The sequence below is a fragment of the Chloroflexota bacterium genome (assembly GCA_035652535.1).
In the GTDB taxonomy this organism is placed as follows: Bacteria; Chloroflexota; UBA6077; order UBA6077; family SHYK01; genus DASRDP01.
Genome location: DASRDP010000066.1, coordinates 1 through 25,420, shown reverse-complemented (window position 1 = coordinate 25,420; position 25,420 = coordinate 1). Strand labels below are relative to the sequence as shown.

Below are 25,420 nucleotides of genomic sequence, written 5' to 3'. Positions count from 1 at the left end.
ATGGCTGGTGGCGGGGCTGCTGGGCAGCATGCTGGTCTCTGCGTGTTCGCAACCCTCCGCGGCGCCATCCGGTGGAGCCACGGTGAAAATCGTGTCGAGCCTCCCGCGCACCGGCTCGTCCAAGGGCCAGACCGACACGATCGTCAACGGCATCAAGATGGCGCTCTCTGAGGCAAACAACAAGGCCGGGAGCTTCACAATTCAATACGATGATCTCGACGACGCGACCGCGGCGAAAGGAAGCTGGGACGCCGGTAAAGAGGCCGACAATGCCAACAAAGCGGTGAGCGATCCGCAGGTGATCGCCTACATCGGCACCTTCAATTCAGGCGCCGCCGCCATCTCGATCCCCATCTTGTGCAAGGCCGGCCTGGCGATGATCTCGCCTGCCAATACCGCAGTCGGGCTCACCAAGCCGGGGAAGGGCCAGCCGGATGAGCCCGACAAGTATTACCCGGGCTGCCCGCGGAACTACATGCGCGTCGTCCCCGCCGACGACCTGCAGGGGTCCGCGGCGGCCAACTGGGCCAAATCCCTCGGCGTGAAGAACGCCTACGTCCTCGATGACCAGGAGCTGTACGGACACGGGCTGTCCACCATCTTCGTGGACACAGCCCGAAAAATCGGGCTCACCATCGTCGGCGGCCCCGAAGGCATCGACCCGAAGGCTTCGGACTACCGGGCCCTCGCCCAGAAGATTCGCGCCGCCAACCCGGACCTCGTCTATTTCGGGGGCATCACCCAGAACAACGCGGGCAAGCTCCTTCAGGACCTCAAAGCCGCCATGCCTGACGTCAAGTTCATGGGCCCAGACGGCATCTACGAAAAGGCGTTTATTGACGCGGCCGGGCCCGCCGCCGAGGGCGCGTACATCACCTTCGGCGGCGTTCCGCCGTCCAAGCTCACGGGCAAGGGCGCGGACTGGTACAAGCGATACAAGGACCAGTACAAGGCGGAGCCAGAGGCGTACGCGGCCTACGGCTACGAGGCCGCCAAGGTCGTGCTGGACGCGATCGCGCGGGCGGGCAAGGCCGATCGCGCGGCGGTGCGCGATGCCATGATCCACACGAAAGACTTCGACGGGGTCCTGGGCAAGTGGAGCTTCGACGCCAACGGCGATACCACGCTCAGCACCCTGAGCGGTCGGCAAGTGAAAAACGGCGCATTCGACGACGCCAACGCCGTGCTGCTCGAGGCGAGCTAGTGCCGGCTGCCAATCGCCGCGGAGGCGCTCCGTTCCCTCCCGCGGCGCTCCCACGGAGATCCGGCGGGCGCTCCCCGCGGGTCAGGTCCGACCCTGCTGGAGGACGGTGGCGCTAGCCGCGAATGCAGTGGTATGAGCAGGCTGTTCAGATCCTCCTCATCGGCGTGGCCAATGGATCGCTGATCGCCCTCGTCGCCCTCGGCTACACGCTGGTGTACGGAATTATCGAGCTGATCAATTTCGCCCACGGCGACGTGTTCATGATCGGCACGATGACAGCACTAACTCTGGTGACGTGGATTCCCGGGTTGTTAGGCGCTCCCCAGGCCTACGCGCTCCCGCCGGTCGCCATCGCCGCTCTTCTCGTCGCGATGCTGATCGCCTCGATGCTCGTGTGCGCGGTGCTCAACGCCGCCATCGAGCGTCTGGCCTACCGTCCCCTGCGGCGCGCGCCTCGTCTCGCCCCGCTGATTTCTGCGATCGGCGTGAGCTTCATCCTCATCAACGTGGGCTTGCACTGGAAGGGCGCATCGCCGGTGGATTTTCCCGGACTCCTGCCCAACATCGACATCTTTCGTGACGTCCTCAAGGTCAAGACGTCCGTGTCATTCGGCGTCAAAGACCTGCTCGTGATCGTCGTCGCGCTCCCCCTCGCCTACGCGCTGAGCATGTTCGTACAGCGAACGCGGCTCGGCAAGGCGATGCGGGCGACAGCGCAAGACCGCCAGGCAGCGGCGCTCATGGGCATCGACATCAACACAACGGTCATGGTGACATTTCTCCTCGCCGGCGGGCTCGCGGGGGCGGCCGGGACGATGTACGGGCTCTACAACAACACAGCCTGGTTCTTTCAGGGGTTCCGCAATGGGCTTTACGCTTTCACCGCGGCGGTGATGGGCGGCATCGGCAATATCTCCGGAGCGCTGGTCGGCGGTATGCTGATCGGCGTGATCGCGGCGCTCTCGGATTTCCTCATCGATCCGCGGTGGACGCAAGCCGTGGTGTTCGGGATCCTGATCCTCATCCTCGTGTTCCGCCCGACGGGGCTCCTCGGCGAGCAAACGCCGGACCGAGCGTAGCAGCGGCGCGCCACGGAGGCAGTCGATGGTGAAGCAGCCGGCCGGCGCCGCGGCCAACCGTGGACGACTGACCGCGGTTCTCCGCGCCGCGTCGTCGCTGCCGTCGCTTCGCGCGCGAACCGGCGCCGAAGTCCTCCGAAACGCGGTTCTCACCACGTTCATCGTCGTCCTCGTCGTCTACCCTGCCCTTGACCGTCAGTTTCGGTTCCAGGCAATGGGCTCGATGAACCCGATCTTGATCTACACGATCCTCGCGCTCGGGCTGAACATCGTCGTGGGGTTCGCTGGGCTCCTCGATCTCGGATACGCGGCGTTCTTTGCCATCGGCGGATACACGGCGGCGTTTCTGACCTCGCCTTCGAGCCCATTTCCGTTCCGCACCGATTTTTGGATCGCGCTGGTGGCAAGCTGGTTCGTGGCCGCGGCGTGCGGCGTGGTGCTCGGGGCGCCAACCTTGCGGCTGCGCGGCGACTACCTCGCCATCGTCACGCTGGCCTTCGGTGAGATCGTGCCACGCGCTTTTTTGAATCTGGAGGCATGGACTGGCGGCTCGAAGGGGATGAATCCGATCGGTCGCCCCCATCTCCCGTGGATCGAGGCCACCGCCGCGGGGCCGGCTTTGGTGCAGAAGGAGCTGTTCGCCACCGATCAGGTCCTCTGGTACTACCTGATCCTCCTCGTCGGCGCGCTCACGGTCTTCATCGTCCTGCGACTCAGAGACTCGCGGCTCGGCCGCGCCTGGATGGCGATGCGGGAGGATGAGATCGCGGCGGCAAGCATGGGGATCGATCTCGTGCGGACCAAGCTCCTCGCCTTTGCCATGGGCGCCTCGTTCTCTGGCTTCGCCGGCTCGCTCTTCGCATCGATGCTCCAATTCATCGATCCGTTCCAGTTCCAGTTCGACATCTCCATCATGGTGCTCTCGATGATCATCCTGGGCGGCATCGGAAACGTGTGGGGTGTGATCTTCGGCGGCGTGGTGATGGGTGCGTTCAATCTGATCCTCACAGAACAGGCGACGAGCTGGCTCCACGGCCTCGGCTCGTTGACGGGAATCGGTTTTTTCTCCAATGTGGATCTCGGAAGCAGCAAGTTCATGATCTATGGTCTCGCCCTCGTCTTGATGATGCTTCTCCGACCGGAAGGGATCTTCCCCAATCGGCAGCGAGGCGCCGAGCTGCATGGCGCCGGGGCGGTGGAGGCGCCGGCCCATGATTGACGGCTCAACCTCGCTGATAGCCACGACGCCGGCCCACATCGCCTCGACGCCGGCCGTGCTCCAGATTCGCGGTCTCACCAAGCGTTTCGGCGGCCTCGTCGCCGTGAGCGCGGTCGACCTCGACGTTGCGCGGGCGAGCGTGACGAGCGTCATCGGCCCGAACGGCGCCGGCAAGACCACCCTGTTCAACATGATCTCCGGATTGATTCGTCCGTCGGCGGGGTCGATCCGTCTGCTCGGGCGCGAGCTTGCCGGCCAGCCCCCGCACGTCATCACGCGGCTCGGCGTCGCCCGAACGTTTCAGAACATCCGCTTGTTCGGAACGATGAGCGCGCTCGACAACGTGCTGGTGGGCATGCACGCCCGGCTGCGCGCGACGCCGATGGGGGCGCTCATTCGGCCGCCGTGGGTTGTGGCCGAAGAGCGTCGGGCGGCACATCGGGCGCATGAGCTGCTGCAATTCGTCGGCCTCGACGGCATCGATGGCGTATGGGCACGGAGCCTCGCGTACGGCGACCAGCGGCGTCTGGAGCTGGCGCGGGCGCTGGCCTCAGAGCCCGTCGTGCTGCTCCTGGACGAGCCGACGGCTGGCATGAATCCCTCCGAGAAGGCACAGATCATGGGCCTCATCGGCCGTATCCGCGCGGAGCTCGATGTCACCATCATCCTCGTCGAGCACGACATGAAGGTCGTGATGGGCGTGTCCGACTATGTGTATGTCCTCGACTACGGGACGAGGATCGCGGACGGCCGCCCCGAGGAGGTGCAGCGCGATCCCAGGGTGATCGAAGCGTATCTGGGGAGGCCCGCCGCCGGACCATGACGCTACTGCGCGTTGAGAACATCGAGACGTACTACGGGCACGTACGCGCCTTGAAGGGCATCTCCCTCTCTGTGGAGCCAGGTGAGATCGTGACCCTCATCGGGGCGAACGGTGCGGGGAAATCCACGACCCTGAATACCATCGCGGGCGTGCTGCACCCGAGACGCGGCTCAGTAGTCCTGGCCGATCAGCGCATCGACGAGCTCCCGCCTCACCGCATCGTCGAGCTGGGCGTGTGCCAGGCGCCGGAGGGGCGTCGCATCTTTCCGCGCATGACGGTGCTGGAAAACCTCGAGATGGGCGCTTTCGCACGGAAAGACCGCGGCATCAAGGAAGATATCGAGCGGATCTTTGCCCTCTTTCCTCGACTTCGGGAACGGGCCCGCCAGCATGGCGGGACGCTGTCCGGCGGGGAGCAGCAGATGCTCGCCATTGGACGGGCCCTGATGGGGCGCCCGCGTCTGCTCCTCCTCGACGAGCCGTCCATGGGGCTCGCCCCGATGCTGGTATCGCTGATCTTCGACACGATTCGCCAGATCAACGCGCAGGGAACGACCGTTCTCTTGGTGGAGCAGAACGCCATGATGGCGCTGGAGATCGCGCACCGCGGCTACGTGCTCGAGACGGGCTCGATCGTTCTGGAAGGCCCGTCGGCCGCGCTGCGCAACAACCCCATAGTGCAAAGCGCCTACCTTGGGATCGATGGAGCGTTGGCGACGGAGCCCTGATTCCGGTTAGTGCACGGGCTCCAGAAGGGCCTCTTCCCCGCGAGTTCGAACCACCGCGTCCTTCAGCACGGGGCTGTACTTGCTGGCCTGTCCCGAGCGATTGACGCGAAGGTTTCCGCGATCCCCGAAGCGGTATGAGTTTTTCTCTACCGGAAGCCAGATGTAGTCGTTCTCCTCGGGGTCGCGGAACACGTTCATCGGGTCCTCACCGCGCGCGACCCTCTCGATGTTCTCCTTCAGGAGGTTGCGATAGATGATGATCCCTTTGTCTGAGATCCCGAGGTGCTCCTGGCTTCGGTCCGCGATGTCGCCCTGCGTGTACCACATGGCCATATCCTGCCCGCTGTTGTTGTCGAGCAGGCTCCATTGCGGCTCACCGTTGGCGTCGACGCCGGCCACCGGCACGTCGTAGTAGGGAATCGTGTCCTGGGGCTGATACTCGAGCCCGGGGCCGGGCTCGTACGTCGTGTACCACACGTGCCAGGTGTGCGTATCGTCGATGGGGACGCGCATCTGGAACGCGTTCAGCGTTCGGAGAATGTTCGGGAAGACGATGGGATGGCCAACCTTCCAGTCTTCGTCGTCCTCGGTCCCGCCCTCCAGCACGCGCCGCTTGGTGATGCCATGCTCGAACACCGTGAAGCCGATCTTCTCGTGCTTCCAGGGCTTGTCATCCCGAACGCCGTTCCGGATGGCGCGCCGCTTTAGGTCGGGCCGCCCCAGGCGCTCGAGGACGTAGTCGGAAAAGTGGGTGTGCAGCCACTCGACGTGAACGGGGTCGAGGGAGTTCTCCATGCACTGAAGCCAGTTGCACGGGATCACGGTTGCGCCGATGTCGCGCATGACGCCCTGCATGGCGAAAACGTCCCATCGGGGAAGGAGCGGCGCGGGCAGGGGACCGAGATACGCGAAGATCAGTCCGGCAAGCTCTTCGACGGGGTATGCGGTGATCGTCACCCGATCGCGGAAGGTGCTTGCCGGATCCTCGGTCTGCTCATAGGGCTGCTCGAGGCAGCGGCCGGTTTCGCTGAAGAGCCACCCGTGATACGCGCATCGGAGCCCATTCTGCTCGGGAATGCCGAACACCATCCCGGCGCGCCGGTGCGGGCACCGATCGCCGACAAGTCCGAGTTTGCCCTGTCGGTCGCGGTAGAGCACCAGGTCCTCGCCGAGGAGCCGCACCGGGCGCGTGCCATGGGACGGGAGCTGCGACGTCGCGGCCACCGGGTGCCAGTATCGCCGGAGCAAGTCACCCATGGGCGTGCCTGGCCCGACGCGTGACATCCGTTCATTTTCTTCAGCGGTGAGCACCGATTCCTCCCATTGGTTTGGTGTTGCCCACGGACCCGTGGCGAAGAATTACGCGTGCGTGTGGGCCTCGTGGTCGGCGTGCACGTGGCCGTTTCCGTCGTCATGCTCGTGCGCGATTCCGTGGGCGTGCATGTACTCGTGGTCGTGCTCGTGGCCGTATGCCGGATCGTGCCCGCGATGGTGACCGTGCCCGGAGGCATGCTCGGCAGGAAACATGAGGGACTTCACGGTGACCGGCAGCACCTCGGACGTTCCCACGGGTCGCCCAATATCGACGTAATCGAGGTCTCCCACTTCGATGCCGTCGACGGCGACGATCTCTCGATCGAGATTCAGCTCTTCGTGCAGGATGCCGCCGAGCGATTTCGCCACGTCGAGGTTCATGATGAGGAAGAGGGGCTGGCTGGTGTCCGGCGCGCGGCTCGCGACGGCGAAGACGCCATCGGCGACGCGCCGCAGCGTCTGGTAGTTCTGCTGGCCGCTGAGGGGGATGGCGATCGCGAGGCCCGGGATCAGCTCGGTGAGGTCGAACTTCGCAAGCGCTTGCTGGATAGCGCCCTCCACCGATACGCCGTCATCCAGAACGGGGCGAACGACCTGCAGTCCGAAGGCTGGCAGCGCATCGGTACTCGAGATGTAGCTCGTCGTGCCGCTGGCCTGCATCGTGTACTCGCCGGCTCCGATGACAGTGGCGCGAATACCTGCGACGGGCTCCTGGACCATGTCCTTCCGGGGAAGCTCCCCCAGGCGCGCGCGGATGCTTTCGCCCAACAGCGGTCCCAGGTCTCCATAGGTCGTGGCATCGTGCTCGTAGACGTATTCGGAGACGCCACCGGAGAAGATGATGTGGTCGACGCCCGCGAAATTCCTGTAGCCCTCGAGGGGCTCAGTGATCATGAGGTCCTGGGTGAGTTGCGAGTACGGGCCTCCTTGCATGACCTCGAAGAGTACCGACGCCATCGTGTCCGCGAATCGTCGCCGGTCTGCCTCGGAGAACGGTTGGCCGAGGACGATGCCGCAGCCGGCTTCCTTGCTGATGAGGGCGACGGGCTCCTCCACGCGCGTCACGATCCCGTGCTCATCGAAGGCGACGAGCCGGGCGCCGACGTTCACCGCCGCGGTCTGCGTGACCACCCCATCGCGCACGACAGACAGCTTTGAGGTCCCGCCACCCACGTCGACGTTCAGGACGGTCCCGTTCACCGACTTGGAGAGGGCGACTGCCCCGCACCCGTGGGCGGCCAGTACCGCCTCGTGGTTCGGGCCGGCTGAGGCGCAGATGAACTTGCCGGAGTCCTTCGCGAAGAACTCCGCGACGGGCCGCGCGTTTTCCTTTTTTAATGCTTCACCGGTGAGGACGACCGCGCCGGTGTCGATGTCCTGGGGCTCGAGGCCGGCATCGGCATATGCTCGATGGATGAAGGTTGTGACCCGGTCCGTATCGATGAGCGTGCCCGCGATGTAGGGCGTGAGCATGATGGGGGACTGATACATCATCTCGCGCTCGGTAACCCGGAAATGGGCCGAGAACGCGGCCCCCTCGCGGCGGAGGGTGAGCTTCGAAAAGACCAGGTGGGTCGTCGAGGAGCCGATGTCGATGCCCACGCTCCGGAGGGTGAACATCTCCAGTCCCTCGATGTCCTCGGTGATCAGCTCCACCCCTTCGGGAAGGCCGTGATCGTGGTCGAAGCCGGGTACGTCGTGTCCGTCACTCATGCGCGCTCATCCTTTGTGTTGATTCCTTCCACCACCCGTCGTGCGCCGCAACTGACGCAGCGGACATGCCAAGCGCTGGGCCCCGAAGGTGGGAACAGTTCTGCTGACCGCCAGAATACCAGTGCGGAAGCACGGCTGCAAATAGGTCTCGACCGACCGAATCTGTTCGAGTTCTGTAGCGGACGCCGACCGGAATTTATGTTGGAATTGTTAAAGGTGTGGATTCCGTGTGCTATACTGCCGCCGCTGGATCGGATTCAACGTCGCCGAAACGGTAGAACGCGGGTCGATCGTCGGCCCGAGTTGTGCCTCGCTCGCGCTGACGAAATCGACCAAGTCTAATACGAGGAGTCAGCGTGAGCTACCTCGACAAGACCTTGACCTGCCGCGAGTGCGGTCAGCCATTCACCTTCACCGCGGGCGAACAGGAATTCTACGCGTCGCATGGGCTCATGAACGAGCCCAGCCGCTGCCCGGATTGTCGCGCCGCGCGACGGGCATCGCAGGCGACGGGAGGCTACGGAGGTGCCTATCGCGGCGGCGGTGGCTACGGCCGCGAGCGCGAGATGTTCAGCGCGGTCTGCAGCAATTGCGGGAAAGAGGCGCTCGTTCCCTTCCAGCCGCGCACCGACCGCCCCGTGTATTGCTCCGACTGTTTTCAGCAAGTCCGCGGCGAGCGCACCAGCTATCGATAGGCGTTCATAGGTCGGTCCTCAGGCCGCGGGCGCACGGGTGCGCAGCCTCCCGTGGGTACGCGGCCTTTTTCTGCTCCGCGCCCCATTGCGGCTGCTACAATCGTCAGGACGACAGATTTCGGAGGAAGCTCATGCCAAAGGGCGACGCCGTCGAGGTGAGCGGCGTCATCACCGATTCCCTGCGAGACGGCCAATTTCGGGTACACCTCGATACCGGCCAGGATGTGCTCGCCTACACCTCAGGAAAGATGCGCAAATTCCACATTCGTATGGCGCTCGGCGACCGTGTGAAAGTCGAGCTGAGCCCGTACGACCTGACGCGCGGACGTATTACGTACCGCCAGGGTGCGCCCGTCGTTGCGCCGGACGCGGACGCCGTCAAGCGCTAGCTCCGTCCGGTCAGCTACTCCAGGACCAGTTCCAGACGTCCAACACTGAGTACTGGACGTCTGCCGTCTGCCGAGCGATTGGGCCCTTGATGTCTCGGGAATAGGCCGTAATGACCGGTCGCAGCCAGTACGGAATAATGGGCAGTTGCTGGGACAGCAGGCGATGCATCTCCGCGACGTCACGGATGCGCTCGGACGAATCCAGTGTCTGCGTAAACGCTTGATATGCCCGATCGTAATCCGGGCTCACCCACCCGATTCGGTTCATCCCCGCCCAGTGGTTCTCCGGGCGCGCCACCTGGGTCGAGGTGAATTGTTGTAGGCGGTTCAGCGTTGCGCCGCACCCTTGGACGAAAAGACCGGACAGCTTCGCTTGCGCTTCCAGGTCCCGCGTGGCGTTCGACGCCAGGACGTTCATCTGCGCGTCGTAGCCCGATCGCCTCAGCCCATCCACCACGGCCGCGTTCTCGTGATCGTTCTGCGTGCTGGCCAGGTCTGCGACGCTGATCTCGAGCGGCGACCCGTCGCGGTCGACGTAAAACCCGTCGGATCCCTTCGCGAACCCCGCCTCTTGCATGAGCTGCTGCGATGCGCGCGGGTCGTACGAATACTTCTGCAACACCGGCTCCACCTGACTGTAGAAGGGCGCGAGGGGAGACAAGCACGTATCCGCGAGGATGCCGCGGCCCGCGTAGAGCGCTTCGTTCCCCGCCGCCCTGTCCAGGGCATGCGCCAGCGCCTGTCTGACGCGGACGTCGAGGAGCGCCGCCGGACTCACGAATTCCGGCCGCTGCTGGACCCAGCCACCGCGAAGGTCGACCGGTGAGTAGAGGATCGTCCCGCCATCCGCGCCCCATTGGCTCTCCAGCGACGGAATGTTGTCGGGCGACAGGATGTATTGGCCGATAAAGTGAACGGTGCCCGAGAGGAGATTCGCGACCGCCGTATTCGCGTCCGGGATCACCTGCGCCTTCACGTGGTCGACCTTTGGCGCACCGAGCACAAACCCGGGAAACGCGTCGCCCTCGATGAACGACCCGGGCTCCCACCGGGTCAGCCGAAACGGACCAACGCCGACGTATTCGGTAGACCAGTAGGCGAGGGTCGGGAACGTCGATGGATCGAGGTTGCTGAAGTCCTTTTCCAATATGTGGCGGGGGAGCGGCGGAAAGCTCGTGCCGAGCTGGTCCGCATCGGCGTAGATCTCCCGCCACCGGATGACGAACGTCCGGTCGTCGACGGCAGATACCTCCTGCATCGGCTCGAAGGGCAGGGATCGCGACGCGCCGAGATCCGGCGTGGCATACACGTGCCACGCGAACACGAAGTCGTTGGCGGTTAGCGGCTGGCCATCATGCCACGTCAAATTCGGCTTCAGGCGGTAGGTCGTCTCGGCCCCACCATCGGGGAGCACCCGCCAGCTCTCGGTTCCCACCGTCGGCAGCGCCTCGGCCAGGTAGGGGGACGACTGACCTCGTTCGTCCTTGCGGTCCAGCTCGGCGTTGAAGAGCGGAACGGTGTCGAGGACGGGCGTGGTGCTGACGAAAGGCCGGTCGGACAAGCTTGGCGGCTCGGTGCGAACGGCCAGCACGAGGGTGCGCTGGGGCGCGGCCGGGGCGACGGAGGCGCTCGTGGTGGCTCCCTGAGGGCTCGGGCGGGCGCAGCTCAGGAGCACGACGACCGCGCCCAGGGCGATACGCGGGTCTACGACGGCCATCGACAACGCCAGTCTCATGTCCATACCCCCTTCTCCGTCGTCTCGGAATCAAGGACGATCTGGCGATCGCGCGCTCAGCGCATGCGTCTCGTCATCCGCTAGCTCCCACCACTGCGTCTCAGAGTCTGACCGTAGATTACTCCGCGAGAGCGGCGCGATTCCAGCGGGGACGTTGGTGCTAGTGCGTCCGCGCCAGCACGGCCATGAAGGCCTCTTGCGGAACCTCGACGCTCCCGAGGCGCTTCATGCGCTTTTTCCCCTCGGCCTGCTTTTCGAGAAGCTTCCGCTTTCGCGTGACGTCACCGCCGTAGCATTTGGCCAGTACGTCCTTGCGGAGCGCCCGGACCGTTTCGCGGGCAATGATCTTCGATCCGACGGCCGCTTGTATCGGCACGTCGAACAACTGGCGGGGAATCATGCGTCGGAGCTGATCCACGAGGGCGCGGCCGTGGGGCTGGGCGCTATCCGCGTGGATGATCGTCGAAAGCGCGTCAACGGGCTCGCCGTTCACGAGGATGTCGAGCTTGACGAGGTCGCCTGGCCGGTCCTCGACGTGGTGGTAGTCGAGGGAGGCGAACCCCTGGGTCTGCGACTTGAGCTGGTCGTAGAAGTCGACGATCAGTTCGGCGAGGGGCATCTCGTACTGCAGGAGGACCCGCTGTTCGTCCAGGTACTCGAGTTTGGAGTAGCTGCCGCGCCGCGCCCGCACCAGTTCCATTATGGCGCCGATGTATCGGGCTGGGGAGATGATGTCGAGGTGAACCCAAGGCTCGAAAATCGCCTCGATGTGGTTCGGCGGCGGCAGCTTGGATGGGTTGTCGACGAGCAGCTCTTGGCCGTCGGTGGTCAGCACCCGATATTCCACGCTTGGCGAGGTGACCAACAGCTCCAGCCCATACTCGCGCTCGAGCCGCTCGCGCACGATCTCCAGGTGCAGCATGCCGAGAAATCCGCAGCGGAATCCGAAGCCCAGGGCAACGGAGCTTTCGGGCTCGTAGACGATCGCCGCGTCGTTCAGCCGAAGCTTGTCGAGAGCCGTGCGAAGCTCCGGGTAATTGTCGTTCGCCAACGGGTAGAGGCCGGCGAAGACCATGGGCTTGACCGGTGCGTAGCCGGGCAGCGGCTCCTCCGCGGGCCGCGTCGCGCTCATCACGGTATCGCCGACCCGCACGTCGCGCACGTCCTTCAGCCCGGTCGCGACGTAGCCGACCTCGCCGCTTTCCAGCCGGTCGAGCGGCTCCATGCCCGGTCGGAAGATGCCCACCTCGAGGGCCTCCACGTCGGCCCCTGCGGCTCGGAGCTTGAGGCGATCGTCCACATGCACCGAACCATCCACCACCCGGACGTGCGCGATGACCCCTTTGAACGGATCGTAGTGGCTGTCGAACACGAGCGCCCGAAGCGGCTGACCCGGGTCGCCCGTGGGCGGCGGGACGCGGGTCACGATTGCCTCCAGGACCGCGTCGACGCCGGTGCCCTCTTTGGCAGAGATGAACAGGATATCGGTCATCGGAAGGCCGATCACCTCTTCGATCTCCCTGGCGACACCTTGGGGGTTCGCGCCGGGCAGGTCGATCTTGTTCACCACGGGGATCAATGTCAGATCGTGCTCGAGGGCGAGGTAGACATTCGCGAGCGTCTGGGCCTCGATCCCCTGCGCGGCATCCACGACGAGGAGAGCCCCCTCGCAGGCCGCCAGGCTGCGGGAAACTTCGTAGGCGAAGTCGACGTGGCCCGGCGTATCGATGAGATTCAACTGGTACTCGGCGCCGTCCGCGGCCCTGTACCGCATGCGGACGGGCTTCAGCTTGATGGTGATGCCACGCTCGCGCTCCAGCTCCATCGCGTCCAGCACCTGCTCCGCCATGTCGCGCGGGGCGACCGTGTGGGTCAGCTCGAGAAGGCGGTCAGCGAGGGTGGACTTCCCGTGGTCGATGTGCGCGATGATGCAGAAGTTCCGAATGCGGTCCTGGCTCACAACGAAACATTGTACGGGTTCGCTCTTCGCCGAGGCCCCGGTGTTCCCCATTGGCGTATACTGACCGCACGACAAACGATTCGTCAGCAAGGAGACACCCTTGGCCAATAAGCGGTCCGCACTCAAGGCGCACCGCGTCTCGGAACGCAAGCGCTTGCGAAATCGATCGGTACGCTCCGCGGTGCGAACGTTCGTGAAGAACGCCCGCGCCGGTCTCGCATCCGGGTCGGCGGAGGAGGCGACCACCGCGGTCGCGAAAGCCGCCCAAGAGCTGGACAAGGCGGCGGGCAAGGGCGTGATTCACCGCAACCAGGCAGCGCGCAGGAAGAGCCGACTCATGCACCGATTGGCGGTCGCGAACAAGTTGGCCGCTGAGCGAACCGTCGTCGAGGAAGCGGCGCCCCGCCCACGGCGAGCCCGCGCGACGACGACCCGCGCCGCGACGCCGCGCGCCCCACGGGCGTCGCGCGCTGAGCCAAAGCCCGCGGAATAGCCTCCCCCACGGGCGTCGGGCGCTGAGCCAAAGCCCGCGGAATAGCCTCCCACGGGCGTCGCGCGCTGAGCCAAAGCCCGCGGAATAGCCCCCCCACGGGCGTCGCGCCTACGGGCCGAGCGTCCGCGCCTGCCGTCCTCTACGTTGACGGGCCACGCGCGTCCTGTTATTATGGGCCCAGAACACTTGTTCCCAATCTCGAAACGGGAGCCACGATGGGCGCATTGAGCGATCGGCAACAGCGGATGCTCGAATTCATACGGCAGTACGTGACCGAGCACGGGCGGCCTCCGACCGTCCGCGAGATCGGGCTCGCGGTGGGCATCAGCTCCACATCCGTCGTCGATTACAACTTGCGCGCTCTCGAGCGCGACGGCCACCTCAGGCGCGCGCGGGACCTCTCTCGGGGGATCGAGCTGCCGGACCGCGGTTCGCCGTCGGTCCGGGTGCTGGGACTCATCGCGGCGGGCCAGCCGATCGAAGCCGTCTCCGATGGGACGGACGTGGTGGAAGTACCTCAGCGATTCGTGGACCAGGGCTGTTATGCTCTTCGGGTCAAGGGAAAGTCGATGATCGACGACCACATCGACGACGGCGACGTGGTGATCGTGAAGCCGCAGGACACGGTGGACGACGGCGAGATCGCGGTCGCGCTGGTTGTCGATGGCGATTCCTTGGACGGTGAGGCGACGCTGAAACGCGTCTACCGCGAGGGCCAGCGTGTTCGGCTGCAGCCGGCAAACCCGGCGATGGACCCCATCTATGTCGACGCGGATCGACTCCGCATTCAGGGCCGTGTGGTCTCGGTAATCCGATCCATCGACTGACTTGCTATGATTGGCGCTCAGCCCCCTCTCGAGGTGAGCGGTGCGACGTTTGCGCCTCGCGCTGGCCCAGATGAACAGCACCGTCGGCGATCTCTCGGGCAATACCCGGCGGATCATCGAACGGATCGACGAAGCCCGCGCGTTCGGCGCCGACCTGGTCGCGTTTCCAGAGCTGGCCGTCACCGGATATCCGCCTGAGGACCTCCTCCTCAAACCCTCGTTCCTGCGGGAGAATGACGAGCGCATCCGCGAGATCGTTGACGCGACGATGGGGATCACGGCGGTCGTGGGCTTCGTGGACACCCGGGCCGACATCTACAATGCCGCCGCGATCGCGCACAACGGCGAGCTCGCCGCCGTTCACCACAAAGTTTTTCTCCCCAATTACGGCGTCTTCGACGAAAATCGTTACTTTCGCGCCGGACGATCGGCGCCGGTCATCCACTTGGGCGAGACGCTGATCGGCGTCAACATCTGCGAGGACATCTGGTACCCGACGGGCCCTGTCTCCGCGCAGGCGGCAGCCGATGCCGAAATCATCCTGAACATCAACGCGTCGCCCTTCCATGCCGAAAAGGGGAAAGCCCGCCACCACATGCTGTGGACCCGCGCGTTCGACAACCTCGCGATCGTCGCCTACGTCAACATGGTAGGTGGCCAGGACGAGCTGGTTTTCGATGGTCACAGTCTCGTCTTCGATCAGAACGGGGGGCTGCTCGCCGAGGGAAGCCAGTTTCGCGAAGAGCTGATCTTCGTGGACCTCGAGGTGGAGTCGGTCTTCCGCCAGCGCCTCCACGATCCGCGGCGGCGGCAGGTCCGGGCTCGCCCTCAAGACGGCGAAGACTCCGTGGAACGAGTCATCCTATCCGGCCGCGACGACAGCGGCGAGAAGCCACCGATCCCCCCCCGCAAGCCGCTGCAGTTTGGGCGAGTTGGGGAAGTGTACGAGGCGCTCGTCCTCGGCATTCGCGACTATGTGCGAAAGAACGGGTTCGAAAGCGTGCTCGTCGGTCTCTCGGGCGGAATCGACTCGAGTCTGACGGCGGCGCTCGCCGTCGATGCGCTCGGCCCAGATCGGGTGGTGGGCGTCTCGATGCCGTCCCGCTACTCTTCGGAGGGGAGCAAGACCGACGCCGAAGCGCTGGCTCGGCGGCTGGGCATTCGATACCTCGTCGTGCCGATAGAGGAGGCGTTCAGCGCGTCCCTCTCGATGCTGGGCGACGCATTGGCCGGAACCGAGCCCGGAGTCGCCGAGGAGAACCTGCAGGCCCGAATACGGGGCAACATCCTGATGACCCTGTCGAACAAGTTCGGCCACCTCGTCCTTTCGACGGGCAACAAGAGCGAGATGGCCACCGGCTACGGGACACTTTACGGCGACATGGCGGGTGGCCTCGCCGTCATCAAAGACGTGTTGAAGACGCGGGTGTACGAGCTTGCCCGGTATCGAAACGAGCAAGCGACCGAGCCAGTCATTCCGGCATCGGTCATGACGAAACCGCCGAGCGCCGAGCTGCGCCCCGGCCAGCTCGACGTCGATTCGCTGCCGGAATACGACGTCCTCGATCCTATCCTCCAGCTGTACGTGGAGGACGACCGCAGCTACGAGGAGATCGTGAGCCGGGGTTTCGATCCAGCGGTCGTCGCGCGAGTCATTGCGCTGGTCGACCGAAGCGAGTACAAGCGGCGCCAAGCGGCGCCGGGGATCAAGGTCAGCACGCGCGCCTTTGGCCGCGACCGTCGCTTGCCCATCACGAACCGGTTCCGCGAATACTGATCGTCCGGCATTGTGCAGATCATCTAAAAGCATCCGGGAGGCTTTTAGATGAATATGCCATGGTGCGCCGCCCGGCACGATGGTATCCTCTGGCCGCTACCTGAGAGCCGACGCGAGCCGGCTCGAGAGCGAGAGGAGGGGCGCAGCCCGTGATTGCGGATAAAGGATCCGTCGCCGCTGTTCGCGTCAATCAGAGCGCGGCACAGCAGACCATCGAGCTTGCCAAAGAGGCAGGCGTCAAAATCGTCGATCTGAAGTTCGTCGACCTGCCGGGGATCTGGCAGCACTTCTCGATCCCTGTGAGCGATCTGAATATGGATCTTTTTAATGAAGGGATTGGGTTCGACGGCTCCAGCATCCGGGGGTTCCAGAAGATCCACGAAAGCGACATGCTCCTCTTCCCGGATCCCGAGACAGCATTCGTCGACCCTGTGCTCAAGGTTCCCACGCTGAGCGTGATCTGCGACGTCGCGGATCCCATCACCCGCACCTACTATGCGCGCGATCCGCGCTTCATCGCCCGAAAGGCCGAGCAGCACCTGATCGACACCGGCGTCGCGACTACGAGCTACTGGGGACCGGAGATCGAGTTCTACATCTTCAACTCGCTTCGATACGATCAGGGCCCCAACTTTGGATACTACGAGATCGACTCCGAGGAGGGGATCTGGAACAGCGGGAAGACGTCCGGATTGCCGCTGCAGGGCGCGGACGGCTCCTGGGCGCCGAATGGCCACCCGAATCTGGGCTACCGGCCCCGGTTCAAGGAAGGTTACTTCCCCGTCCCGCCCACGGATAAGTTCCAGGATCTGCGGTCGCAGATCATCCTGAAGCTCATCGAATCGGGGATCACCATCGAGGTCCACCACCATGAGGTGGGGACCGCTGGCCAGGCTGAGATCGACATGCGCTTCACGACGTTGACGGCAATGGCCGATCAAGTCCTGAAGTACAAGTACATCGTTCGCAACGTCTGCTACGAGAACGGCTACGTGGCGAACTTCATGCCCAAGCCGCTCTTCCAGGATAACGGCTCCGGCATGCACACACACCAGAGCCTCTGGAGAGACGGGACGAACCTGTTCTACGACAAGGATGGCTACGCGCTCCTCTCCGAAACGGCTCGGCACTACATCGGTGGGCTGCTGAAGCACGCCGCCTCGATCCTGGGGTTCGCGGCGCCGACCACGAACTCATACCGGCGCCTGGTACCAGGCTACGAAGCGCCGGTCAAGCTGGCCTATTCCCAGCGGAACCGATCGGCGTGCGTGCGAATTCCGACTTATTCGGCGAGCCCGTCGGCCCGGCGCCTCGAGCTGCGCTGCCCGGACCCGAGCTGCAACCCGTATCTGGCGTTCTCCGCGATGCTGATGGCCGGGCTCGACGGAATCGCGAATAAAATCGAGCCCCCCGCGCCGGTCGACGACGACATCTACGAGCTTCCGCCCGAGGAGTCCCAGAAGGTCCGAAACACGCCGGGCTCCCTGGACGAGGCCCTCAGCGCGCTCGAGGAGGACCATCAGTACCTCCTCGCCGGCGGCGTCTTCACCGAAGACCTCGTTCGCACGTGGATCGATTACAAGCGTGAACGTGAAGTCGATCCGATTCGGCTCCGACCGCATCCCTGGGAGTTCCACCTGTACTCGGACATCTAACCCGAGCCACTGCTCGCGACGCGCAAAGGGTCCCGCGCCGAAAATCGGCGCGGGACCCTTGCTTCTATTGTCCTCTTGGTGCGTCTGCAGCGATTCCCACAATGGACGCGATTGCGAGCTCGACGGCAACGCGAGGGTCTTTCCGCCCGGTCTTGATCTCCACATCCGTCTCGTGCAGGCGGCGATAGATCCCCAGCAGCTCGGTGAGGGACCGCCGTGCGGCCTGGCGCTCGATCTTTTGGAGCGCGTACGGATTGGTCGACAGTCCGTACGTCGCGGCTTCGCGCGACGGAAGGCGCTGGCGCCGCAGCTCCTTCATGACGATGAGCCGCCGAATGACGCCGGTGATCTGGGCAAAGATCTCGGCCGGGTCCGCACCGCGATTCATCAACTCGCGCGCAGCGGCGAGGGCCGCGCCCGGACGCTTCTCCGCAACGGCGTCGTGGAGCGTGAACACGCTCGGCCCGCCTCCTGAGACGAGCTGATGCACGTCCGCGTCGGAGATCTCCGCGCCTGGCTCCGCGTACGTCGTAAGTTTGACGATCTCCTGGTCCAGGGCGCGCAGGTCGGACCCCACGAGCTGTGCGAGGTCGTGCGCGGCCCGCGCCGAGATTCGCGCCCCGTACGTCCGCGCGCGACTTCCGATCCATCCGGGCACGGCGTCGTCGCGCAGAATCGCAAACTCGCGCTTGACGGCGTCCGGCCGCGCGGATTCGAGCGGCGCTACAGCTTGGGGGTCATCTTCCACCACCACCAGGTGCGTCGACGCCGGTAAGGCGGGAACGTACGCGGCGAGCTGCTCCGCCGGCCCCGCGCTTTCGGCGTCCGGCGCGGGCATCTTGACCCGCGACCGTCCGCGCCTGCCACCACCCACGTTCAGCAAAGCGCGGGCGATGACCATCCGTTTTTCGCAGAGAAACGGGGAGGCGGAGCACGTGGCGATGACGTCGGCGATAGGCGCGCCGGGGCCGAACTCGTCGATGTTGTGCTCGCCCAGAGAGAGGGCGCGCATGCGCGCCTTCAATTGGGCGACGAATTCTTCACGGAGAAACTCGTTTTTGCCGACGGCTAGGTAGAGGATGGATGGCCTCGCCTGGAGGACCTTTGATCTCGCTCGAGGCGCGAGGGGCAGCTAGCTTGCGGCGGGCGCGCCGGCTTCGCCCTCGGATTTCATCCGAAGGTTCCCGTCGAAGTATGCTCCCTCCTGCATCACGAGGGTCGCGGCGTTGATGGTTCCGGTCACGCGACCGGATGGCCGAATCTCGACGCGACCCGAACAGTTCAACTCACCGGTCACTTCGCCCGCAACCATGATGCTGGCGGCGCTCACCTTTGCCGACACCTTTGCATTTTCCTCGATGAAGACCGATTGGGCGCAATCGATCTCGCCCTGCGCGGTACCGCGGATCCGAATGCTGCTGTTCGACCGGTAGGTGCCGTCGAAAAAGGTATGCTCGCCAATGGTGCTCTCGACGTCTTCGCTGCCGCCCGAGATCTGCGCCGCCGCCGCGTTCCCCGGTGCACGCGCGACCGTGAGGTTGGTGTCAGAGGTTGGCGGGCGGGAAGCCGGGCTCATCGGAGGCTGCGACGCGCCCGCCACTTCAGCGGGCGCCGATGCCTCTCCGTTGCTGGACTCGGTGGCGGTGTTGCTCACCGCTTCGGGAGGCTCAGTTTTCTCTTTGTCTTTGACAGTGAAGGCCTTCGAAAAACGGGTCCATTCAGACTCTTCACCGCGTTTGAACATGACCTACCTCCGTGAAACGGGAACGAACTGCGGCCAGTATAGCCCACGACCGGGGTGGCGGCAACGAAGTTCGCCGCGATTTCACGCCTGATTTCGATAGTCAATCAGCCGAACGAAAGGCGGCCCGTGGCGGGTATCACCTCGATCCAGGTAGTCCCGGCGTTTAGCGTGAGCGGGGTGCCATCCAGGGTCTTATAGGTCGTCGAGGAGTCGAACGAGTCCTTCGTCCACGTCCCCTCGACGGCTACGCCATCCACAAGCGCGACGAGGCGGCCGCTCCCGACCTGGGCGAATTGCAGTCGTCCCGCCGAATCTCCGGGTATCAACCAGGAATCGACCCACGCGATGAGCACGTTCGAGGCGCGAAGCTGTTCGCCCGACTGCGCATCGAGATGAGGAGCGCCATTCATCGATCGGAGATATTCGTTCGACACTGGGTCGTAGGACCATGATGCGGTGTAGTCTGCGCGGCCGAAGGAGATGGTCGCCTCGCCTTCCAGGTCGCCTGCCTTTTTCAGGCTATTGCCCTTGTACAGGAGGCCGCTGAACGTCCCGGCCTCCTCGGCTTTGGCACCCAACGCGGCGCGCGCGCCGCCCACGCTGGTGTAGGCGTTGTGAGGCGCGGCCCGATCTTTCGTTCGCCAGAACCCCGGGTGTCCTCGAGCCTCGTCGAGATCCGGCGTCTGAGTGGCGGCCAGCGCGGCGAAGCCCTGAGGGCTGGCGCCGATGTGGACCAGAGGCGCGCGATACTCGTGGGCCCACTCGACGAAGTAGTCGCGGGCGGAGCGTACGGGGCCGACGACGTCCGGCTCCTGGGTGGCGAAGATGGCCAGAAACCGCGTAATGCCACCCTCCGCGAGCGCCTCATACACGACGTCCGCGCGATCGAGGCCGGATTGGGGACGCGCATGCTCCTCATTTTCAACGACAACGGCCAGCGGCGAAATAGAGTCGCCGTCGGCTACATCTGGCCACGGCCGCTGGAGGTCGACTTCGAGGGTTCGGCGCTCGTTGGGACCAAGCTCGACCATGCGCTGCCACGGGCGGTACCCATCGGCCTCGATGCGAATCACCCGCTGCCCGGGCTCCAGCTCAATCTCTGCCTCTGGCCCGCCGCGCGGCGTGCCGTCGACGAGGACGGCCGCTGCGGGCACCTGGGTCGAGATTGTGAGTCGCGCTGGGAGTGGTCCCATCGCGACTCGCTGGGTTGCAGTGGCGCCCGGAGCGATCCGCACGGCTCCGTTCCAGTCGGCGTAATCGTCGAGCGATAGCTGGAGGTGGTGGACGCCAGCGGCCACATTGTCGATGGTGATGGGCGTTTGGCCAACGTCCTCGCTATCGAGCACGGCCGCGGCACCGGGTGGGTCAGTCTCGAGAACGAGCGTGCCGGGAAACGCGACGAGCGATGCGAAGAGCTGCGTCGTATTGCGCGGATGGAGCTGCGCATCGGTTTCCCACGGGGCGTGGCCCGGCGCGATCACGCGCACGTGCCAGGTGGCGCTTCCCATGGTGTTGAGGAGAAGGGGGGTCCGGCCAACGTGGTTTCCATCTGCGAACACGTCGGCGCCCGGCGGGTTCGAATCGACCCGCAGCGTCGCCATGGTCGACCAGGCGATGACGCCGACGGCGCCAGCCAGCATCGTCAGCGCCGTCGCGGCCAGCGCTGCGCGGCGGATGAGGCTGTCTGGGAGCGCTGCGAGGGTGAGTCGGGTGGTGCCGATGCGCGGCGCCATCTGATCCGACGTAGCAGCATCCTTATGGTCAGAGTTCGGGCGAGGGTTTGTAACACGTTGTGGTCAAAGCTGCAACGATTTGTCGCAAAGAGCGATGATTTTGTGACATCGTCCGACGGCGCCGTCCCGGCGTTCTTGACAGCTCGGCGCGCAACTCGACAGAATCTGGCGAATTTCGGACCACGGCCCACGGCAGTCCGAGTCACCTGCCGAGGGACCTGGTGGGCGATGCCATGAGGACCCTCGAGTGACAGATCGGCAGGCGACGCCATGGCGTCCGTATGTTGAACGGGACGTGCATGTGCTCCTGAGACACGGTGAGATCACGAGCTGCGAGCATATCCCCTGGGGCTCGAACTACACGTTTTGCGTCGGCCTCTCCTTCGAGGGGTTGAGCGGACTCGGCGTGTACAAGCCGCGGCGCGGAGAGCGGCCGCTGTGGGATTTCCCAGACGGGACCCTGTATCGACGCGAGTACGCCGCGTTCCTGGTGAGCCGAGCTATCGGCTGGCCGTTCGTCCCACCAACCGTCATCCGCGACGGCCCCCATGGCGTGGGCACCGTTCAGCTCTTCATTGAGTCCCAGCCTCCGGGCTCGATCAGGGAACTTCAGCGCACGGACGATCTCGATCTCGCCCGCGTCGCCGCATTCGACATCATCGCCAACAATGCTGACCGCAAGGCCGGCCATTTGCTGCGCGACCCGGGCGGTCGCCTGTGGGCCATCGATCATGGTTTATGCTTCAACGTTCCACCGAAGGTTCGCACGGTGCTCTTGCATTTCTGCGGCGAGCCGGTTCCGGCGGCGGTGCTCGGCGAGCTGAGGGAGTTTCGTGAGGATTCGGCGCGCGTCGATGGATTGACAGCCGCCCTGGCGCCGGTGATCGATCCGGATGAGACGGCGCTGCTCTACCGGCGCATTGATGCCATCGTCGAGGCCGGCTGCTACCCAACCCTCAGTGGGTACCGCAACGTCCCGTGGCCGCCGTTCTGACGCGACGCGTCGTCACGATTCTCTCACAGGGGATCTCGCGCCCGCTCGCCATCGGTCGGGCCCGATGAGCCGCCCGCGTACAATATCGCCTCGTGCACTCTGGAACGACCCGCGTGCCGGGGGCTATTCCCGCGCATTCGGCGCGGCATGCATCCGCACCGGCGCGGATGATCGCGCTGATCGCCCTGGTGTCCGCTACGCTGAGCGCGCATCCCCTCCCGGCGGATGCGCTGCGCCACGCGGAGCCGCCGGCGGCGATCGAGCTGGGCGCCCACGATCTTCTCGGCTCCGAGCGTGACGGCGTCGTGGTCGTCGATGGCGAGGACCTTACCATCGCCGGTATCGGGGCTCCGGACGACCAAGCGCCGGTCCGCGCCGCTGGCATCGCGGATTCGAAGATCGTCCCTCTCGATGCCCCTCGCTCGATCGAACGGGTGGAGGTGGACGCGGAGACGCCAGCCGACGCAAGCCTGACTGTCTGGGTACGGGGGCGCACGGGCCGCGGCTGGTCCGAGTGGCGCGAGTCCGACGCGGTGGACGAGCTTGATGACTGCTGCTCAACGGTTCAGGCGCGCGTTGAGCTGCGCGCGGCGCCGGGTGGCGACGCGCCGCGGGTTCGGTCCGTGCGCGTCGTGCTCGGGTCGAGGCTCGTCCGGTCCGCGCAAGTCGCGCCGCCAGCGCCGCCCACCGCTACGGTGTGGGCCACGCGGATCGGCATGGTTGGACACACCACGGCGAATGGCCACGTCATCACGGACCGCGACCGGTTCGTTGCGCTTCCGTCGAAGCGCGCGCTCAGCGCATTGGGATCGGCCGATTATTCGGTGCAGATCACATACCGCGGCAGGTCGGTCATTGCCCCGGTTTGGGACGTTGGTCCGTGGAACCAAAACGACGACTACTGGAATGAGCCGCGCGAGCGGTTCGCGGATCTTCCCAGGTGGACCTCCGAGGCCGAGGCCGCCTTCTTTGCCGGCTACAACGGCGGGCGCGATGGCTCCGGGCGATTCGTCGTACTCCCGAACTCCATCGACCTTGCCGACGGGAGCTATTGGGACGATCTAGGCATGACCCGCAACGATTGGGTGGACGTGACGTTCCTCTGGCTCAATGCGCCATCCCCTCCCCGTCGCTCGACGCCGGTTGTGACCCCGAAGCTCATCCCTGGTACGACCGGGAGCGCGGCCGCGACGCCGTCGACCCGCGCCGTCGGCTACACGCCGCCTTCCACCGCCTTGACGGCGTTTCTCCCCCTCGTCATGTGCGATCCGGACAATTGGACGACCTCCTGGACCATCCAGAATTCGTCGTCGGTCGCCGTCTCCGGATCGGTCGAGGTGTATTCGTCGGCCGGTGCGCTGTCGGCACGCGTGCCATTCGCGCTCCCCGGCTGGGGGTCAGCCACGACCTCGACGGCCGATGTGGGCCTCGCTCCCGGATTCGCGGGGAGCGCCATTGTGAACGCGTCGGGGCCCGTCGCGACCGTCGTGTCTGAAGAGCGATCGGGTGGGGGCCGGTTGGTGTACGCCGCAGCCACGACGCCCGCGCCAACCCTGTACGCGCCGATGATCTTCAAAGGCCGCGGTGGGTGGGACTCCGGGATCCAGGTCCAAAACCTGGGGAATTCTGCAGCCGCGGTTCGCGTCACGTACGTCTCCACGGGCGGTGGCGCCTGGGACGAATCGGCGTCCATCCCCGCGTCTGGGGCTCGCGCCTTCTATCAGCCGGCGAACGCGTCGCTTCCCTCCGGTCTCGTTGGCGCCGCCGTCGTGCAGTCGATGAGTGGGCAGCCCCTCGCGGCCGTCGTCAACGCGACCAATGGGAATGGCGCGGGGCTTGCGTACGCGCTGGAGAGCGGGGCAGCGGACACGCTGTACGCCCCGGTGGTGTACAAGCGCTACAACGGGTGGGACTCGGGAATCCAGCTCTTCAATCTCAATCCCTCGCCGACGATCGCCACGATCCTCTATCAGCAGTCGGCCGGCCCCCCGATCACGGACGCGGTCACTGTCCCGGGAAGCGGGGCGACCAGCGTTTACCAGCCATCGGAGCCACAGCTTCCCGACGGCTTTGTCGGCTCGGCGCGCATTGTCGGGGGTCCGGGGGCCCGGCTTGTGGGCATTGCGAGCGAGGTGCGATCGGCGGCGACCGCGGCCATGGGGTACGTGCTGGGCCAACCCCAATCCACGCTGGTCGCGGCCCCCCTCGTCACGAAGTCAATCAACGGCTGGAACACGGGAATCCAGGTCCAGAATCCAACCCAAAGTCCCGCTCCGGTTACCGCCGATTTCTACGATGAAAGCGGCGCGCTAATGTCCGAGCTGCAGGACGTCGTGGACGCGGGTCGGACCCGGACCTTCTACACGCCGGCTCTGGCGGACTTGCCCAAAGAGTTCCGGGGCTCCGCGGTGATCCAATCGACCTCCGGGGTACCACTCGCGGTCGTCGTGAACCAAACGTCGGAATAGGCGGCACCTCAGGAGGAGCCAGGCGCCGGATCCAGGCGAAACCAGAAGAATGTGTGGGGACCGAGGCTCAAGAAATACGGCGCCTCGCTGATCGGCGGAAACGGGATCTCGCCGATCAGCTCGACGGGCGTCCTGCCGAGAAAGTCGCGCAGATCGAGGCTTACGGGCTGGACGTACCGGGACAGATTCACCACGCAGAGAATCGTGTGGGTCTCGTCACTGCGCACGTAGGCCAGGACTTTCATGTTAGACGGGTGCAGCGCCTCGTAGGTTCCCCGCCCGAAGACCGGGTACTTCTTTCGGACCGCGATGAGCCGTCGCATCCAGTTCAGGAGCGAGGTCGGCGTGCGCATCTGCGCTTCGACGTTGACCGCCTCGTAGTGGTAGACGGGATCAAAGCTCACCGGGCTAAACAGCTGGGCCGGGTCCGCGCGAGAGAACCCCGCATTTCGGTCACTCGACCATTGCATCGGGGTCCGAACGCCTCGGCGGTCGCCGAGGTAAACATTGTCGCCCATGCCAATCTCGTCGCCGTAGTAGATGACGGGCGACCCGGGCATGGAGAAGAGCAAGCTGTTCAGCAGCTCGATCTGCCGGCGACCGTTATCCATCAGGGGCGCCAGACGGCGCCGAATCCCCAGGTTCAGCCGCATGACCGGGTCGCGGGCGTATTCGAGATACATGTAGTCGCGATCGGCGTCGGTGACCATCTCGAGGGTCAATTCGTCGTGGTTGCGCAAAAAGAGCCCCCACTGGGTCGATTCCGGAATATCGGGCGTCTGCGCAAGGATTTCGGTGATGGGAGTCCGGTCCTCCCGGCGGAGCGCCATGAAGAGGCGCGGCATGAGCGGAAAGTGAAACGCCATGTGA

21 protein-coding genes are annotated in these 25,420 nt (G+C 65.1%); 13 read left to right on the top strand and 8 right to left on the bottom strand.

Translation table 11 applies throughout. The features are described from left to right. Window positions 1-28: 28 nt before the first annotated feature. From VFC51_07600 to VFC51_07580, 5 genes are all read left to right on the top strand, one after another. Complete coding sequence (locus VFC51_07600) at window positions 29-1,204, top strand: branched-chain amino acid ABC transporter substrate-binding protein (protein ID HZT06881.1); 1,176 nt, start codon at window positions 29-31, stop codon at window positions 1,202-1,204. Between the two features lie 122 nt (window positions 1,205-1,326). Continuing rightward, window positions 1,327-2,283: a branched-chain amino acid ABC transporter permease gene (locus VFC51_07595; GenBank protein ID HZT06880.1), complete on the top strand. Its 957-nt coding sequence runs from the start codon at window positions 1,327-1,329 to the stop codon at window positions 2,281-2,283. A 25-nt stretch (window positions 2,284-2,308) separates the two neighbouring features. Then, entirely contained in the window at window positions 2,309-3,502 is a 1,194-nt protein-coding gene (locus tag VFC51_07590; protein ID HZT06879.1) for a branched-chain amino acid ABC transporter permease, read from the top strand. Beyond that, a complete protein-coding gene (locus VFC51_07585; protein HZT06878.1) occupies window positions 3,495-4,325 on the top strand; it encodes an ABC transporter ATP-binding protein in 831 nt (276 codons plus the stop codon). The genes VFC51_07590 and VFC51_07585 overlap by 8 nt, the downstream gene beginning before the upstream one ends. After that, complete coding sequence (locus VFC51_07580) at window positions 4,322-5,053, top strand: ABC transporter ATP-binding protein (protein ID HZT06877.1); 732 nt, start codon at window positions 4,322-4,324, stop codon at window positions 5,051-5,053. Before VFC51_07585 ends, VFC51_07580 begins: the two co-directional genes overlap by 4 nt. Before the next feature lie 6 nt (window positions 5,054-5,059). Here the strand turns inward: VFC51_07580 and VFC51_07575 are convergent, their stop codons facing one another. Together VFC51_07575 and VFC51_07570 are read right to left on the bottom strand one after the other, a co-directional pair. Next, entirely contained in the window at window positions 5,060-6,364 is a 1,305-nt protein-coding gene (locus VFC51_07575) for a Rieske 2Fe-2S domain-containing protein (protein HZT06876.1), read from the bottom strand. Window positions 6,365-6,412: 48 nt separating this feature from the next. Further along, on the bottom strand, window positions 6,413-8,080 hold the full coding sequence (locus tag VFC51_07570) for an ethanolamine ammonia-lyase reactivating factor EutA (protein HZT06875.1): 1,668 nt from the start codon (window positions 8,078-8,080) through the stop codon (window positions 6,413-6,415). Window positions 8,081-8,436: 356 nt separating this feature from the next. Between VFC51_07570 and VFC51_07565 the strand changes: the two genes are divergently transcribed. Together VFC51_07565 and infA are read left to right on the top strand one after the other, a co-directional pair. Further along, window positions 8,437-8,775, top strand: a complete 339-nt coding sequence (locus VFC51_07565; protein ID HZT06874.1) for a zinc-ribbon domain containing protein — start codon at window positions 8,437-8,439, stop codon at window positions 8,773-8,775. A gap of 131 nt (window positions 8,776-8,906) precedes the next feature. Then, window positions 8,907-9,164: a translation initiation factor IF-1 gene (infA, locus tag VFC51_07560; GenBank protein ID HZT06873.1), complete on the top strand. Its 258-nt coding sequence runs from the start codon at window positions 8,907-8,909 to the stop codon at window positions 9,162-9,164. A 10-nt stretch (window positions 9,165-9,174) separates the two neighbouring features. On the opposite strand, the gene VFC51_07555 is transcribed toward infA, so the two are convergent. Continuing rightward, window positions 9,175-10,905 carry an ABC transporter substrate-binding protein gene (locus VFC51_07555; GenBank protein HZT06872.1) on the bottom strand — a complete coding sequence of 577 codons (1,731 nt, stop codon included), beginning with the start codon at window positions 10,903-10,905 and terminating at the stop codon, window positions 9,175-9,177. A 154-nt stretch (window positions 10,906-11,059) separates the two neighbouring features. Next, entirely contained in the window at window positions 11,060-12,910 is a 1,851-nt protein-coding gene (gene lepA / locus VFC51_07550) for a translation elongation factor 4 (protein ID HZT06871.1), read from the bottom strand. Window positions 12,911-12,959: 49 nt separating this feature from the next. On the opposite strand from lepA, the gene rpsT reads away from it, so the two are divergent. The 4 genes from rpsT (at window position 12,960) to glnA (ending at window position 17,611) form a co-directional block, all read left to right on the top strand. Beyond that, window positions 12,960-13,352, top strand: a complete 393-nt coding sequence (gene rpsT, locus VFC51_07545; GenBank protein HZT06870.1) for a 30S ribosomal protein S20 — start codon at window positions 12,960-12,962, stop codon at window positions 13,350-13,352. A gap of 215 nt (window positions 13,353-13,567) precedes the next feature. Then, entirely contained in the window at window positions 13,568-14,179 is a 612-nt protein-coding gene (gene lexA, locus VFC51_07540) for a transcriptional repressor LexA (GenBank protein ID HZT06869.1), read from the top strand. Window positions 14,180-14,219: 40 nt separating this feature from the next. Continuing rightward, window positions 14,220-15,956, top strand: a complete 1,737-nt coding sequence (locus VFC51_07535) for an NAD+ synthase (GenBank protein HZT06868.1) — start codon at window positions 14,220-14,222, stop codon at window positions 15,954-15,956. A 212-nt stretch (window positions 15,957-16,168) separates the two neighbouring features. Further along, window positions 16,169-17,611, top strand: coding sequence for a type I glutamate--ammonia ligase (glnA, locus tag VFC51_07530; protein ID HZT06867.1), 1,443 nt, complete (start codon window positions 16,169-16,171; stop codon window positions 17,609-17,611). Between the two features lie 64 nt (window positions 17,612-17,675). Here glnA and holA read toward each other — a convergent pair whose 3' ends face one another. The 3 genes from holA to VFC51_07515 form a co-directional block, all read right to left on the bottom strand. Further along, window positions 17,676-18,692 carry a DNA polymerase III subunit delta gene (gene holA / locus VFC51_07525; protein ID HZT06866.1) on the bottom strand — a complete coding sequence of 339 codons (1,017 nt, stop codon included), beginning with the start codon at window positions 18,690-18,692 and terminating at the stop codon, window positions 17,676-17,678. 51 nt (window positions 18,693-18,743) lie between these two features. Next, on the bottom strand, window positions 18,744-19,355 hold the full coding sequence (locus tag VFC51_07520) for a polymer-forming cytoskeletal protein (protein ID HZT06865.1): 612 nt from the start codon (window positions 19,353-19,355) through the stop codon (window positions 18,744-18,746). A 104-nt stretch (window positions 19,356-19,459) separates the two neighbouring features. Further along, entirely contained in the window at window positions 19,460-21,088 is a 1,629-nt protein-coding gene (locus VFC51_07515) for a DUF3048 domain-containing protein (GenBank protein HZT06864.1), read from the bottom strand. A gap of 301 nt (window positions 21,089-21,389) precedes the next feature. On the opposite strand from VFC51_07515, the gene VFC51_07510 reads away from it, so the two are divergent. Together VFC51_07510 and VFC51_07505 are read left to right on the top strand one after the other, a co-directional pair. After that, on the top strand, window positions 21,390-22,082 hold the full coding sequence (locus tag VFC51_07510) for an SCO1664 family protein (protein ID HZT06863.1): 693 nt from the start codon (window positions 21,390-21,392) through the stop codon (window positions 22,080-22,082). A 167-nt stretch (window positions 22,083-22,249) separates the two neighbouring features. Beyond that, a complete protein-coding gene (locus VFC51_07505) occupies window positions 22,250-24,550 on the top strand; it encodes a hypothetical protein (protein HZT06862.1) in 2,301 nt (766 codons plus the stop codon). Window positions 24,551-24,558: 8 nt separating this feature from the next. On the opposite strand, the gene VFC51_07500 is transcribed toward VFC51_07505, so the two are convergent. Then, on the bottom strand, window positions 24,559-25,420 hold an 862-nt coding region (locus tag VFC51_07500; protein ID HZT06861.1), incomplete at its 5' end, for an alpha-glucosidase C-terminal domain-containing protein.